Source organism: Nocardia sp. NPDC050793 (assembly GCF_040654065.1).
Classification (GTDB): Bacteria; Actinomycetota; Actinomycetes; order Mycobacteriales; family Mycobacteriaceae; genus Nocardia.
On the sequence record NZ_JBFAHG010000005.1, the window covers coordinates 508841 to 522664 of the forward strand.

The 13824-nt window shown below is 67.9% G+C and carries 22 protein-coding genes and 1 tRNA gene; all 23 read left to right on the plus strand.

All coding sequences use genetic code 11. From position 1 onward, the window contains the following. The first annotated feature begins 47 nt into the window (after positions 1–47). Positions 48–812 (plus strand): DNA methyltransferase, encoded by a 765-nt coding sequence (locus AB0H50_RS20475; RefSeq protein ID WP_357454736.1) that lies wholly within the window; start codon positions 48–50, stop codon positions 810–812. Continuing rightward, positions 803–874 (plus strand) — tRNA-Met (locus AB0H50_RS20480). The genes AB0H50_RS20475 and AB0H50_RS20480 overlap by 10 nt, the downstream gene beginning before the upstream one ends. Positions 875–1002: 128 nt before the next feature. Next, positions 1003–1233 carry a hypothetical protein gene (locus tag AB0H50_RS20485; protein WP_357454739.1) on the plus strand — a complete coding sequence of 77 codons (231 nt, stop codon included), beginning with the start codon at positions 1003–1005 and terminating at the stop codon, positions 1231–1233. Positions 1234–1374: 141 nt separating this feature from the next. Then, positions 1375–1680: a hypothetical protein gene (locus AB0H50_RS20490; RefSeq protein ID WP_357454742.1), complete on the plus strand. Its 306-nt coding sequence runs from the start codon at positions 1375–1377 to the stop codon at positions 1678–1680. Beyond that, the gene (locus AB0H50_RS20495; protein WP_357454745.1) at positions 1680–1943 is read left to right on the plus strand and encodes a hypothetical protein; all 264 of its coding nucleotides are present in this window, start codon (positions 1680–1682) and stop codon (positions 1941–1943) included. The genes AB0H50_RS20490 and AB0H50_RS20495 overlap by 1 nt, the downstream gene beginning before the upstream one ends. A 108-nt stretch (positions 1944–2051) precedes the next feature. Further along, positions 2052–2654, plus strand: coding sequence for a hypothetical protein (locus AB0H50_RS20500; RefSeq protein WP_357454748.1), 603 nt, complete (start codon positions 2052–2054; stop codon positions 2652–2654). Next, entirely contained in the window at positions 2647–3003 is a 357-nt protein-coding gene (locus AB0H50_RS20505; RefSeq protein ID WP_357454751.1) for a hypothetical protein, read from the plus strand. The genes AB0H50_RS20500 and AB0H50_RS20505 overlap by 8 nt, the downstream gene beginning before the upstream one ends. Further along, positions 2996–3190: a hypothetical protein gene (locus AB0H50_RS20510; RefSeq protein WP_357454754.1), complete on the plus strand. Its 195-nt coding sequence runs from the start codon at positions 2996–2998 to the stop codon at positions 3188–3190. Before AB0H50_RS20505 ends, AB0H50_RS20510 begins: the two co-directional genes overlap by 8 nt. After that, positions 3190–3504 (plus strand): HNH endonuclease, encoded by a 315-nt coding sequence (locus AB0H50_RS20515; RefSeq protein WP_357454757.1) that lies wholly within the window; start codon positions 3190–3192, stop codon positions 3502–3504. The genes AB0H50_RS20510 and AB0H50_RS20515 overlap by 1 nt, the downstream gene beginning before the upstream one ends. A gap of 268 nt (positions 3505–3772) precedes the next feature. Beyond that, positions 3773–4243 (plus strand): hypothetical protein, encoded by a 471-nt coding sequence (locus tag AB0H50_RS20520; RefSeq protein WP_357454760.1) that lies wholly within the window; start codon positions 3773–3775, stop codon positions 4241–4243. An 83-nt stretch (positions 4244–4326) separates the two neighbouring features. Next, positions 4327–4713 carry a hypothetical protein gene (locus tag AB0H50_RS20525; RefSeq protein WP_357454763.1) on the plus strand — a complete coding sequence of 129 codons (387 nt, stop codon included), beginning with the start codon at positions 4327–4329 and terminating at the stop codon, positions 4711–4713. Continuing rightward, positions 4697–6475, plus strand: coding sequence for a hypothetical protein (locus tag AB0H50_RS20530; protein WP_357454766.1), 1779 nt, complete (start codon positions 4697–4699; stop codon positions 6473–6475). The genes AB0H50_RS20525 and AB0H50_RS20530 overlap by 17 nt, the downstream gene beginning before the upstream one ends. 26 nt (positions 6476–6501) lie before the next feature. Continuing rightward, positions 6502–7932 carry a phage portal protein gene (locus AB0H50_RS20535; protein WP_357454768.1) on the plus strand — a complete coding sequence of 477 codons (1431 nt, stop codon included), beginning with the start codon at positions 6502–6504 and terminating at the stop codon, positions 7930–7932. A gap of 6 nt (positions 7933–7938) precedes the next feature. Continuing rightward, entirely contained in the window at positions 7939–8976 is a 1038-nt protein-coding gene (locus AB0H50_RS20540; RefSeq protein WP_357454771.1) for a hypothetical protein, read from the plus strand. Next, positions 8969–9556, plus strand: coding sequence for a hypothetical protein (locus AB0H50_RS20545; RefSeq protein ID WP_357454774.1), 588 nt, complete (start codon positions 8969–8971; stop codon positions 9554–9556). The genes AB0H50_RS20540 and AB0H50_RS20545 overlap by 8 nt, the downstream gene beginning before the upstream one ends. Before the next feature lie 15 nt (positions 9557–9571). Continuing rightward, a complete protein-coding gene (locus tag AB0H50_RS20550) occupies positions 9572–9943 on the plus strand; it encodes a capsid cement protein (protein WP_357454777.1) in 372 nt (123 codons plus the stop codon). A 15-nt stretch (positions 9944–9958) separates the two neighbouring features. Beyond that, the gene (locus tag AB0H50_RS20555; RefSeq protein WP_357454779.1) at positions 9959–10867 is read left to right on the plus strand and encodes a major capsid protein; all 909 of its coding nucleotides are present in this window, start codon (positions 9959–9961) and stop codon (positions 10865–10867) included. Next, a complete protein-coding gene (locus AB0H50_RS20560; RefSeq protein WP_357454782.1) occupies positions 10864–11214 on the plus strand; it encodes a hypothetical protein in 351 nt (116 codons plus the stop codon). Before AB0H50_RS20555 ends, AB0H50_RS20560 begins: the two co-directional genes overlap by 4 nt. Positions 11215–11217: 3 nt before the next feature. Next, positions 11218–11613: a Gp19/Gp15/Gp42 family protein gene (locus tag AB0H50_RS20565; RefSeq protein ID WP_357454785.1), complete on the plus strand. Its 396-nt coding sequence runs from the start codon at positions 11218–11220 to the stop codon at positions 11611–11613. Between the two features lie 119 nt (positions 11614–11732). Next, positions 11733–11981, plus strand: a complete 249-nt coding sequence (locus tag AB0H50_RS20570; protein ID WP_357454788.1) for a hypothetical protein — start codon at positions 11733–11735, stop codon at positions 11979–11981. Continuing rightward, complete coding sequence (locus tag AB0H50_RS20575) at positions 11981–12349, plus strand: hypothetical protein (protein WP_357454791.1); 369 nt, start codon at positions 11981–11983, stop codon at positions 12347–12349. The genes AB0H50_RS20570 and AB0H50_RS20575 overlap by 1 nt, the downstream gene beginning before the upstream one ends. Then, positions 12346–12840, plus strand: a complete 495-nt coding sequence (locus AB0H50_RS20580; RefSeq protein ID WP_357454794.1) for a hypothetical protein — start codon at positions 12346–12348, stop codon at positions 12838–12840. The genes AB0H50_RS20575 and AB0H50_RS20580 overlap by 4 nt, the downstream gene beginning before the upstream one ends. A 67-nt stretch (positions 12841–12907) precedes the next feature. After that, positions 12908–13813, plus strand: a complete 906-nt coding sequence (locus AB0H50_RS20585) for an Ig-like domain-containing protein (protein ID WP_357454797.1) — start codon at positions 12908–12910, stop codon at positions 13811–13813. Positions 13814–13824 lie beyond the last annotated feature (11 nt).

Sequence of the window (13824 nt, forward strand, 5' to 3'; positions counted from 1 at the left end):
AGACGGGCCGCGGGGGCCTCGTCTGACGGCAGGAAGGCGGTCTGGTCATGACCGAGCCGATCACCCATCTCAAGATCGAACACTTCCGGATCATCCACGGCGAAGCCCTGGCGACCATGCGCGGGTTCGCAGCGCACCAGTTCGATGCGCTGATAACCGATCCGCCGTACTGCAGCGGCGGCACCAGCACGGCCGAGCGCACGAGCCGAACCGCGCAGCAGAAGTACGTCAGCACCGACTCGGCTTCCGGACACGCGATGCCGGACTTCGGCGGCGACCAGCGCGACCAGCGTTCGTTCACCCTGTGGTGCACACTCTGGCTGGGCGAGGCGCTGCGCCTGGTGCGCCCGGGCGGCCAGGCGCTCATCTTCACGGACTGGCGGCAGCTACCGGCGATGTCCGATGCGCTGCAGGCCGCCGGGTGGCGGTGGCGAGGAATTGTCGTGTGGGCCAAGCCCGGGGCGCGGCCGCAGCCCGGATTCGCCAACGGCGCCGAGTATCTCGTCTGGGGCTCTCACGGTGTACTCGACCGCGACCACAAGCCGCCCTGCCTGCCCGGCGTCTACAACGTCACCAGGCCGGTCGGCAAGCAGCGCCAGCACATCACCGCCAAACCGGTCGACCTGATGCGGCACCTGGTGCGCACCGTCCGCGATGACGGGCTGATCCTCGATCCCTTCGCAGGCTCCGGCACCACCGGAGTCGGCGCGCTTGTCGAAGGCCGGCGCTTCGTCGGCATTGAAGGCAGTCCCGACTACGCCGAGGTCGCTCGGCAACGGCTGGCCGAAACGGCTGGCCCCAACGCGGTGTAGCGCAGCGGTAGCGCGCCAGCTCCATGTGCTGGAGGTCGTCGGTTCGAGTCCGGCCACCGCAACGGACAACCCGTCCACCATCCAGCACAAGGAGTTTCGCCATGCTGTCCACCCTGTCCGCCGCCGCGTCCCTCGTCCCTTGGGAGCTGCTCGGCCGCATCGCCCTCGCGGTGCTGCGCGAGATCTTCTGATGGGACACCACGATCCGGCCAGCACGGCCGACATCAACCACCGGTTCGACTACCACCGCCCCAGCACTGCGAAAGTCACCGCGTACGAGGGGGTCCGCGCGGGCTGCCGCGAGCTGGCGCACCAGTTCGACCGCGACCTCCCGCCCGGCCGCGAGAAGGCGCTCGCCATCACGCAGCTGGAGCAGGCCATGTTCTGGGCCAACGCCGCAATCGCGCGCAGCCAGAACTGACCACCCGCAGACTTCGCAGCGCGTCAAACCGCAACGGGAGTCGGCAAGCACCCCAAAGAGCCTCCCGGCTCTGCAAGCCCGGACTGATCCAGCCGGGTGGGCCAGCTGCGCGCTGCGAACCCCCTTCTTGAAGGAGACACCATGACCCCGTTCAGCGCGAAGCGCATCCTCGTCCAACAGGGCCAGGCTCCGGTACCGGCCGCCACGTGGACGCGTAGTGACCGCGAGTTCCGCGTCACCATCCGCAACGACGACAGCTCCGGCGGCCGGATCTACGTGACCAGCAACCCAGCCGGAGGCGTCGACGACGCATACGAGCTCCGCACTGGTGACGTCATCGACTTCATCGTCCCGGCCGCACAGCCGTACACGCAGCCGGTAACCGAGACCGCGTACGTGTTCGCTGATGCGAACAGGTTCGCGCACATCTTCGTCGGGCCGCACTGATGCGGCTGCGGGTCCTCGAGCTGCCCAAGCAGCAGCTCGGCCACGCCGTCTCGACCCCGTACGCCCTGGTGGTCGACAACTGCACTGCCGAGCAGGCCGACATGCTCCACAACGCGGAAGGACTCGCGAAGACGATCGGCGCCATCGGCGTGCTCGTCTTCGCCGAACCTGTCGTCCTCGCCGCGCCTCTCGCCTACACCGAACCCGAAGCGCGCGCCATCATCGAGGCCGCGGCCGCCGCGCTCGGAACCGAGGAGCCCTGATGGATCTGTACGCGATCGTGCACGCGCTGCTATGCCACCCCATCGGCCACGCGCCCCAGCTGAAAGCGCTACCGCTGCGCATCCTCTCGACGTGGTCGTGGTGAGCGCATGACCGTCATCGCCGCGATGGCCCTACCACTGCCCAACCGTGTGATCATGGGATGCGATACCGCCACAGACCACGGTGGCACCTTCGTCTACAGCAAGCGCGGCAAGATCGGCGTCCACCAGGCCAGCAACGGCGAGCGCGTTCTCATCGGCTCTGCGGGCAACGCCTCCGCTGGCCGCATGCTCGACCGCTGTCTCACCATCGAGGCCACGCCCGAGGATCCCGACGACATCGACGCGGCCGACCGGTGGGCTGGCGCGCTCGCCGAAGCGATCACCGGAATCCTCGCCGACGCCAACCCGCCCCTCACCGTGTCGCACTCCGACAACGCCAGCGGGATCGACGCCGACGTGCTCGTCGCCTGGCGCCACCACGTGTGGCTGCTGTTCGCGCACGCAGCCATTCGCCCGACCGGCGGCATAGTCGCCATCGGATCAGGCCGCGACATCGCGCTCGGCAGCCTGTACACCGCAGCCCGATCCGTCACGAACCCCAAAGGGATGATGGCCGACGCCATCGAGCTCGCCTGCAAGTTTGACCGAGGATGCAGCGTCGACGAGCGCGGGCCGATCGTAATCAGCACGGTGGACGACGATGCATAACCAAGATGTGGCGCAGACGAGCGACGGCTACCACACCTTCGCCGAGCTCTACCGCTACCGGATGCTGTACAACGCGGCGCTGTTCAACGAGTGGGCGCGCGCCGGACTCTACGACGTGCATAAATCAGTCCGGCATTCCGATGGTGAAGCGTGCTTCGACGGGCGCTGGTTCGTCGTCGTCGCCCAACTGCCGACCGGGCAGATCAGCAACCACTACCTGATTGCTGACGACTGGTACAAGTTCCAGATCCCGATCCGGCAGACCGCCGCCGAGTACGACGGTCACACGTCCCAAGAGGCGGCGGAGCGTCTCGCCCGCATGCTCACCGATCGGCCAGCCGATGCGTAGCTGGCTACTCGACTGGTATGACCGACTGATCGACGGGCTCGCGCAGCGCATCTCGGACCGGATCACCGAGAGGCCGGCCAGCACGCCGACCGTCACGCACCACGTCCACCTCGGCGCGCACACCACCGGTGACCGCCTGGCCGAGCATGTGGCCAGAGCGCGCAGCCACATGCAGCACTACCGCTGATGCCCTGGTCCCGTGAGCCCGGTCGGTACCGCGGTGTGCCACGGCCGCAGGCCGAGCGGATCCGTCGGCGCGACAACAACACCTGTCAGAAGTGCGGCAAGCCAGGCCACGAGGTCGACCACCGGGTCAACGTCGCCCGGGGCGGCAGCGACGACGACGTGAACCTGTGGGTGCTCTGCGACAGCTGCCACCAGGCCAAGACTCAGGCGGAGGCAGAGGCCGGCCGCGCCCGGCACAGCCGGTACCGCGAGCCCGAGCCGCACCCTGGACGGTTGCGGAGGAGTAGCCCCCCGGGATGGGGGGGTACCCCATAGGGGTACGGAGCGCGGCGGAAGGCATAGCACTTCCGGCCATGCGTGCGGCTCGCCCCTGTTTTTTCGCAGGTCAGAGCGCCGCGCCCGATGGCCGGCCTCGACGGCCCCCGGCAACCGATCGGCATACACGCTGTTGAGTGCCTATTACTCGTTACACGCTCCAGGTAGGCTGTGGCGCATGGGGGTTCGAGTTTGCGTGAGATGTGGTGGCAGTCTGGGTGTGCCGCGCAAGGGCCCGACGCCGCGGTTCTGCTCGACGAGGTGCCGGGTGGCCGCGCACCGGGCGCACCAAGTGCTGCCAGAAGAGCTTCGGCGGCGCCGCCGCTGGGTGGGCTGGACACGGGACAAGATGCCGATCCAGCCGGATGGCACCCCGGCGTCGAGCGTCGACCCTGAAACCTGGACGAGCTGGACCGTGATTCGCTCCAGCGGCCGCCGCGGATTCGTGCTCGGCGACGGCGTGGGCTGTATCGACCTCGATCATTGCCTGGTCGACGGTGTGCCTACCCCGGCGGCCGCAGCGTTGCTCGCTGAGCTTCCGCCGACCTACATCGAGATCTCGCCTTCCGGCGAGGGCCTGCACATCTGGGGCCGCAGGCGCGAAAAGCCCGGCCGCCGATTCGTCACCGCGGACGGGTTGTCCGTCGAGATCTACTCCGTCGGCCGCTACATCACGGTCACCTCGCGGCCATACCCCGGCTCGGTGTCGCACTTGGCCGACCTGCCCGAATTGCGCTGACTTCCGGCCGGTGACCTGCCGCTGGTGGCGGCGGTTGATTGCTGGCCAGCCGTCCTGGTGGCGGTCGAGACCCTGGAGGTCAGATGGCGACCCGGAAGAAGCCTGCCCCGCCAAAGGGTTTGAAGCCTGGCGGCCGGAAGTTGTGGAACGACGTGCTCAGCAACTACGCGCTGCGCCCTGACGATCTGCGCGTGCTGAAGGACGCGTGCTTCGAGTCGGACCTGATCGACGACCTGGTCGCCGCGATGCGAACGAACCCGCTGATCATCCCCGGCTCGATGGGCCAGGACGTCGTGCACCCGATCGTGACCGAGCTGCGCCAGCACCGGGCGACGCTCGGCGGCCTGCTCCGTCAGCTCAAACTGCCGGACCTCCCCGCCGAGGGCGGCGAGACCGTGCCAGGTGCGACGCCGAACCAGCATCGCGCTGCGGCGAATTCGCGGTGGGCCACCCGTGGCCGTAGCGCTTAGCGCTGGCCCCGCCCTACTCACCACACCCGACTCTGAGTTCGCGGAGATCATCGCGTGGTACGAGGACCAGCTCGCCACGACGGTGCCGCCGGTCGACCTCGAATGGGAGCCGATCCGGATCGGGCCGGTCTGGCAGTGGGACAACGGCTGGGTGCTGCCTGAGCTCACGCTCGGGTGGCGCGTGCTGGCGTGGTGCGGAAAATGGCTGCGGGATAAGAAGGGCCAGCCCTGGCAGTTCACGCCTGAGCAGACCCGATTCGTGCTGTGGTTCTTCGCCGTCGACCCCGACGGCGATTGGCTGTACCACTCGGCGGTGCTCCAGAGGCTGAAGGGCTGGGGCAAAGACCCTGTAGCCGCCTGCTTGGCAATGGCGGCGATGTTCGCCGAAGTCGCGTTCGACCACTGGGAGAACGGGCACCCGATCGGCCGCGAAGAGCCGAACGCCTGGGTGCAGATCGTCGCGGTCGCCGAAGCGCAGACGAAGAACACCATGAAGTTGTTCCCGAGCCTGGTGCCAGCGGAGACACGGCGCCACTACGGGATCCAGATCGGCAAGACCAACATCTACGGTCTCGGCGACTCCCGCCAGATCGAGGCCGTGACTAGCAATCCGCTGACCATCGAGGGCGGACGCCCCACCTTGGTGATCAGGGCGGAGACGCAGAACTGGAACTCGTCGAACTCGGGCCACGACATGGCCGGCGCGTTGGAAGGCAACGCCGCCAAGAGCGAAGACGGTGCGGCGCGAATGCTCGATATCTGCAACGCCTACCGCCCCGGCGAGGACTCCGTCGGCGAACGTACACGCGAGGCCTGGGAAGACACACAAGGCGAAGACGCCGTCGCAGCCGAGTACGGCCTGCTCTACGACAGCCTCGAAGCACCACCAGACGCACCCCTCACCGCCGAGGACGCCCCTGCGGTGCTGGAAGCCGTTCGCGGCGACTCGTACTGGCTCAACACCAAGCCCGGCGGCCGCATCGTGAAGTCCATCCTCAACGGCGCGAACCCGCCGAGCGAGAGCCGCCGCAAGTGGTACAACCAGGTCGTTGCCACCGCCGACGCGTGGGTCGTGCCGCAGCACTGGGATGCCCTGGTGGACGCGGGAGCCCGCCCGGGCGAGGACGAGCGAGTCGCGCTGTTCCTCGACGGCTCGAAGAGCGACGACGCCACCGCGCTGATCGGCTGCCGAATCGACACCGGCGCAGTGTTCTACGTCGGAATCTGGGAGCGCCCGCCGCGCTGGAACGTCGAGCAGCAAGGCCAATGGATCGTTGACCGCGACGCTGTCGACCACCGCGTTCGATGGGCGCTGGAGTACTGGGACGTCGTCGGCCTGTGGGTCGACCCCAGCGACGCGAGAGACGACGACACCGGAGAACGGTTCTGGGAGAACCTCGCCGACGAATGGGCGGCGCTGCAGGAATGGCAGTTGCCCGCGGTGCCCAACGGCGACCGCAAGCATCCGATCCTGTGGGACATGCGCTGGCCGCGCCACACCCAGCTGTTCACCGAGCACGCCGAGCGCACCGCGACCGACATCAAGGACCGCGCGATCCGCCACGACGGACACAAGCGGTTCACCAAGCACGTGCACAACGCCCGCCGTCGTCCTGGCAAGTTCGGCGTTGGCCTGGGGAAGTCGGCGCGCGGGTCGGCGAAGAAGGTTGACGCCGCGGTGAGCATGGTCGGCGCCCGGCTGATGAGGAAGACGTGGCTGATCAACAACCCCGAGGTCAGCAGCGAAGCGATGTTCGTGTGAGGTGGTGAGCGTTGAGACGCGAGGCGGTGATCGATGCCGTGCGGGAGATGCTCGCCGGCCCGCGAGCCTACGAGCAGCAGCGGCTAGACCGACTGGAACGGGCAATGCGCCCATGGGATGCGGCAGAAGCATTGGGCGCACTGGAGATCCGCGGCGCCTCGTCTACGCAGATGGCCGGCCCAATGCCCGGCCTGGCCCGCAAGAGCCAGACGAACTTTCTGCCGCTGATCCTCGACGTCTACGGGCAGGCGCTGAAGGTCGACAACTACCTGACCAACGTCAGCACGAACCCGCAGGGGCTCCGCAGGGGCGATCAAGCGGGACCGTGGAAGTGGTGGCAACGCAACCAGTTCGGCGCGAAGCAGACCGGCGTCAATCGCGCCACCATCCACTACGGTGCGTCCTACGTGACCACCTTGCCGTCGCTGCGTTCGCGGGACGAAATCGAAGGCGACGAGGTGCCGGTCATGCTGCGCGGAGTCTCGCCGCGACAGATGACCGCCCTCTATGGCGAGCCGCTGGAATGGGACCCTCGCAGGGGTGGGCCGGTAGACGATGCATGGCCGGTCACCGCGCTGGAGAGCAAGGGCCCGATGTTCCGGTTCTACGACGAGGAGAAGGTGCACTGGATCGGAGCGAAGACCGTCCCACAGTCGGCACTCGGCTGGACGGATCCAAGCTATCTGCGCGCCAGTAACTTCGACTACATCGAGGGACGATCACACGGCCTCGGCGTCTGCCCGGTCGTCCGATTCCAAGACCGGATGCTCCTAGACGGTGAAGAGGTCTTCGGAATCGTCGAGGGCTTGCTGACCATCCAGGAACGCATCAACGAAACGAATTTCGAGCAGCTCGTCGCCCAGTACTGGAGCGCATTCAAACAGCGCTACGTCATGGGATGGATGCCGAAATCCGAGGCCGAGGCGATGCGTCACGCTGCCTCCGATACCTGGTTCTTCGGCAGTAAGGATGTGAAGGTCGGCCAGTTCGATGCGACCGAGCTCCGCAACTACATCGACTCCAAGGACAGCGCGCTGCGTGACCTCGCCGCGATCGGTCAAGTGCCCGCTCAACAGTTGGGCCTGACCGGCATCTCGAACATCTCCGAAGCCTCCCTGGCCGCCCTCGAAGCGGGCAAGGACCGCAAGGTATCCGAGATCGAAGCGTCCCTCGGCGAGAGCTACGAGCAGATGCTGCGCACTGCCGCGCACATCAGCGGCGACACCGAGGCGGCGAGCGATTTCGCCAGCGAGGTGATCTGGCGCGACCAGACCGCGCGCAGTCTCGCGCAGACCGTGGACGCCCTCGGCAAGATGGCGACGATGCTCGGCGTGCCAGATGAAATTCTCTGGGAGGACATCCCCGGCTGGACGCGCGAGAAGGTGAACCGCGCCCTGGCAGCACGCGACAAGCAAGACCGGATGGCGACCGAACCCCTCGAGCCGATCGAGGCGTAGCCCGCGATGCTCACCGCGGCGCTGCGCGCGCTGCACAGGCTGCTCGGCGCGGCGCTCGCCAGGATCATCCGGCGCCGCATGACCGTCGACGGCGTGCCCGTCACCGTCGAGCAGCGTCAGCAGATGGCGCGCGTGCTGCACCGCGAGGTTGTGGCCCGCCGAGAGCAAAGCCACCAGGCCGCCCGCGAAGCCATCCGAGAGTTCGACCGGACACTGCCCGTCGCGCCGGTGCGCGACTACCCAGTCGCCGCCGTCGAGCACGCCATCGAACGCGCCATCGAACCACCACCGCAGCGACGCTCACCAGAACCCGCCGCGCCGCCGCGCCGGTCGCGGGCCCGCGTCACCGTCCGCGCCGCGCCGGCGGAACTCGACCCGCAGTCGCGGCGCCGATCGCGCGCCCGCGTCACCGGACCGACGACGGAGAACCGCACCGACCCTGTCGTTGTGCGCGAGGTCGCCGAGCGCGTCTTAGCGACCCTCGCCCGGCACGTGCAACAGGCCGCCCGCGACACCGTCGTAGACACCGCCGAAGCCGCCGGTGAGGAGATCGGTTGGGCGCGTGTGCTGTCCGGTGCTGAGTCGTGCGCGTTCTGCGCGATGCTGGCGTCACGGGGCCCGGTGTACAAGTCGGACAAGAGCGCGCTCACGGTTGTCGGCCGTAAGACCGCGGGCGGCTCGCGCCCACGCGGGACGCGCGAGCTGGGCGAGTCCTACCACGACAACTGCGACTGCGAGGCCGTGCTCGTGCGGCGTGGCGAGGACTGGGAAGGCCGCGCGGATTTCGAGCGCCTCGAGCGGCTGTGGATGGCCGCCGACAGCACCGGCAGCGGCGAGGAGACACGGAAGGTGTTCAATCGCGCATTCCGGCGCATCGAGCGTGACCCGGATCTGGGCGAGGAGATCGAACGGATCTGGGCCGACGCGACCGAAGGCCTGACCGGCGGCGACGCACTACGCGCGTTCCGCCGCGCGATCAAGGAAAACCCACCAGCCGCCCTGGCGGCGGCCCGACGCCCCAGGAGGGCAAACACAGATGAGTGACAACCCGACACCTGCCGTCTCGGAAGTGGTCCTCGTCGGCGATGCGCTGACGTCACCCACCGCACCTGCGGTCGGCGAACGGCCCGCGCCAGCCCCAGCGGACCCGCCGGCGGAACCCGCGAAGCCAAAGACCGACTGGACGCCCGAAGAGGCCACGGCCGAGATCGCAAAACTGCGGAGCGAGAACGCCGACTGGCGCAGGAAGTACCGCGACGCGGAACCGATCATGAAGGCGCACAACGAGGCCCAGGAAGCCGCCAAGACCGAAGTGCAGCGCGCGACCGACCAGCTCACCGCCGCGCAGCAGACCATCGCCAACCTCACCCGCGAGACGGTCGCCGCCAAGTACGGCGTCCCCGAAGAGGACTACGACTTTCTCGGGTCCGGCACCCGAGAGGAGATGGAAGCGAAGGGCGCCCGGTATCAGGCGCGGTTTGCTCCAGCTCCCGCACCGACCCCGCCGCCGAGTGATCGGCCGGTCGAGGGTCTGAGGCCGGGAGCCTCGCCCACCCCGCCGGCGCAGCCGGACAACTCATACCCCGAGTCTTGGCGTCCCGCGCCGCCTCGGGGACGAACCTAGGAAAGGACTGCTCTCATGGCGAATGAGTGCACACCCCTGTTCCGGCCCGGCAAGGACGTCACCGTCCTCACGACCGGCGCCGTAACCGGCAAGACATTCTTGGCGATCTCTGCCGCGCCCGACACCTACGGCCAGCTCAAGGCCGCCACCTGCACCGCAGCCGCCAAGGCATTCGGTGTGGCGGCCCGTGACGCCGCCTCCGGTGCCCGCGTGCTGGTCATCAAGCAGGGCATCGTTCCCGTCACCGCGGGCGGCACCATCGCCGTCGGTGCCGAGGTCGAGGTCGGCTCCAGCGGCAAGGCCGTCACCCTCGCCAGCGGCAAGGCCGTCGGGATGGCAGTCAGCGCCGGCACCAACAACGCCGACGTCCTCGTCGACCTGTACTGAGAAAGGGGATAAGTCATGGTTGGAACACCTGTGGCGCCGCAGTATCCGCTCGCGCCGCCGACCCTCAGCGGCAACCTGATCACGGTCGACTTGATGCTCAAGGAGCCGAGCCGGATCACCGCCTACCTGTCCGACATCACCCTCCAGAACTTCTGGGCCGACCGCGTATTCAGCGGTGCGGGCGGGGTGTCCGGCGGCGCGCTGCTGTACTCGCAGCTGATGGCGAACGACCTCTACACCGAGCGCGACATCCAGAACGTCGAGCCCGGCGGCGAGTTCCCGATCGTCACCACCGCGCGGCCCGAGCCGAAGCTCGCCTACGTCGAGAAGTTCGGCGGCAAGTTCGGCGTGACCGACGAGGCCCGGGATCGCAACGACCCCGTGCTGCTGCAGCAGCAATCGCTGAAGCTGGGCAACACGATCAACCGCGGCATCCATCGACGGGCCATCGCCACCCTCGACGCCTCGATCGCTGCGATCGGCTCCGATGTGCAGATGACCGGCACCTCGTGGGCCGACGCCGCCGCGCTGACGCTGACCACCACGAACAACGCGGCACTCCCGGCGGCCGACTTCGCGAAGACCCAGCTGAAGGCGGACACCTTCGAGCTCGGCGGCCGCTTCAACCTGTGGTTCGTCAATCCGCAGGAGTACTACAACTTCCACGTCATCTACGGCGACAAGGCGGCGGCGGTGCTCGCGGCCAACGGCGTCGAGCTGGTCTCCACCAACCGCGTCACCGCTGGCGAGGCGTACGTGGTCGTCGAGGGCCAGGTCGGACAGCTGCGACTGGAGAAGCCGCTGTCTACCGAGACATGGCGGGAACCGGGCGAGCAGCAGACCTGGGTGCAGGCCGATGTCCGTCCGCTGTTCGCGGTCACCAACCCGTACAACGTGCTCAAGGTGACGGGGCTCGCGGCATGAGCATGAGCAACGAACGCACCGTCGTTCTCGGCTTGATGTCCTACATCGACGAGAACGGCGCTCACCGCACCGCCTACGAGGGCGAGGTCGTGAAGGTGCATCCGGACAAGCTGGAGCGCTTCGACCGGCTGAATGTCCTGATGCCGCGTCCCGGCGCCGAACCGGAACCGGCCGTTGTCGAGCCGGAGCCCGAGCCGGAGCCGTACCCGGAGGGCGAGCCGTCGGATACCTGGAAGGTGCCCGAGCTGCAGGCGTACGCCAAGGCCAAGGAGATCGACCTCGGCGACGCGAAGGTGAAGGCCGACATCCTCGCGGCCATCGAGGCCGCCGCAGGCAAGGGCGACTGACCGATGGCCTTCGCCACCGCTGCCGATCTCGAAGCCCGCTGGCGTGCCCTCTCCCCGGAGGAGGAGGCCCGTGTCGACGTTCTGCTCGCGGATGCGGCGTGGTGGCTCGGTGTGTGGTTCAAGACGTACGGCGATCTCGTGGCCCTGGCGGCCGCCGACGAGCAGCTCGCCGACGGCCTGAAAATTCTGTCGTGCAACATGGTTCGTCGCGCCATGACCAGCGCGGCAATCGAGGGCGCGCAGAGCGTGTATCAGGTGATGGGTCCGTTTACGTCGCAGATCGCGTTCCGCAACCCGGACGGCACCCTGTTCGTCTACGACTCCGAGCGCGACGCCATCCTGTCCCTGCTCGGCGTCAACGTCTCCGGCGCCGTCTCGATGTCAGGTCCAGGGCTGTAATGCAGCCGCTCGTAGTCCCTTTCGGCGAGACCTGGACTATCCTGCGTGGCACTCGCGACCGCACAGGCGACCGCACCGGTGCTGGGAGTCCAGCCCCGGCCGGAGTCCTTGAGCGCTGCGTGTACTGGCAGAACATCCCGACCGAGCCAGGCGGCACGTACCCAGCGACGGCGCGTGATTCCGCGACGCTGCTCGGCACCCTGGCGGTGCCGCGCGACTCCGCCGAGATCCGTCAGTCCGATCAGGTTCGGCGCGAGGCAACCGGCGAGGTGTATCAGGTGCTCGGCCCGGCGCAGTGGGACCAGGTACACCCGATGACCGGCTGGGACACCGGATACAAGACGTACTCAGTGAAGGCGGTGAGCTGATGCGGAACGACATCCCGTATCGCGACGCCGGCGGCGCAGGCAGCAATCCCGCGATCGCTGGGCTGCTGCTGGCGGCGCGGATGCGGGCGCTGATGTTCGAGCGCGCCGAGATGGCGCAGGCCATGTATCGAGACGTGGTAGCGAAACGCAGCGGCCGCCTGGCGCGTTCGGCGCGTCCCGAAACTTTCCTCGGCGGACGGCTCAAGGATCGATGGCGCGGACGACTCACCATCGGCGGCAGCGAAGCCCCGCACGGACTGGGGCACGAGTACGGCTACGAGGTGCACGACGACGAGGGCAACGTCACCGCCGTCGTCGCCGGTGTGCACGACCTCAACACCGTGCTGAACATGCTGGGGACGCTGTGAGCGTCCAGTTTCCAGCTTGGTACGCGGGCGGCTGGCCCGACCGTGAACTGGTCGTACTGGACCTCACGCAGCGCTGGCTGGACCTGCTGACCCCGCAAGGGCTGGCAGTGACCTGGCTGCCGGATGACCTCGACACGTTGCTCGACGCCGGGCGCGTCGTGGTGCGCGTTTACCGAGGCGGTCTCGGCGCTGACGGACTGATCGACGCCGCGGCCGTGCAACTGGGCGTCATAGCCCAGACCCGTGCTGATTCGTGGGCGGTCGTCGAATACCTGCGCCAGATGCTGCTGTCCTATGAGCACGGTGGCGAAGTCCGGCACGAAGACGGCTCGATCTCCTACGTCTCGTTCGTCGAGGAGATGATCGGGCCGCAGCAGCTTCCCGAGCTGAACCCTGACCACCGCCTGGTCCCGGTGACCTTCCGGGTGGAATGTCGTCTCCCTCGAGACGTCCCGGACTACGCGCGCATCCGCGAGTCCCTCCCTCTCTGACCCACCCCTGACGCCACCGCGCCCGCCCGGGCCGCGGTAGTTCGTCATGTCCGAAAAGGAGTTGGCCATGGCCCCTACTGATTTCCTCACCCTCAAGGACAAGCAAGACCCGCTGGTGATGTCCGCGACCGATTGGCTGGTGCTGCTGCACCTGTGGACCCCGGGTGCGCCGTACATGCCGACCGATCTGTGCGACTCCAGCGGCGTCCTGCAGACCCTTCCCGCCGGCTGGAAGACCTCCGGCGAAATCCAGAAGGCCGCGGGCGTAAGCCTGGCACCAGACACTCAGACCGCCACCATCGACGGCTACGGCTCGCCGATGCCGCGGCGCGAGGTCGTCACCGGTGAGTCGTTCAAAATCGACTGGATCGCGCAGGAGTGGCGCAAGATCAACCTCGAACTCGCGCACAACACCGATCTGTCGACCGTGAACGCACAGCCCGGCAAGGGATTCCGTGCGCACAGGGTTTCGTCGCTCGATGTCCGGTACTACTCGGCGCTGGTCATCGCGAAGGATTCCAATTCCAGCGGCAACCTGTACCCGTACTTCATGTACCCGAAGACCTCGGTGTCGAAGCGTGCCGCGATGCAGGGTCAGATGGGTAAGGAACTCGCCCTCGGCTACACCCTGACCGTGCTGGACGACGCCGACTTCGGCGGCCCGTACGACTTCGGTGTCGCCGGTGCCGGATTCGACTCGATCGCCACCACCGCCGGATTCCTCGGCGCCCCAGCGTCGATCACCGTCAGCCCCGGCGCGGCATCGATCGCGGTCGGCGAGCAGGTGCAGCTGCTTGTCATCGACAACAACGGGTTCGACCGCACCGCCGAATGCGCATGGACCACCTCGAACGCAGGCCGGGCGACGGTCTCGACCAGCGGTCGCGTCACCGGTGTGGCCGTCGGTTCGGCTGCCACGATCACCGCCACTCTCGGCGCGCTGACCGACACCGCAGCGATCACCGTCGCCTAACCCCTAGCGCC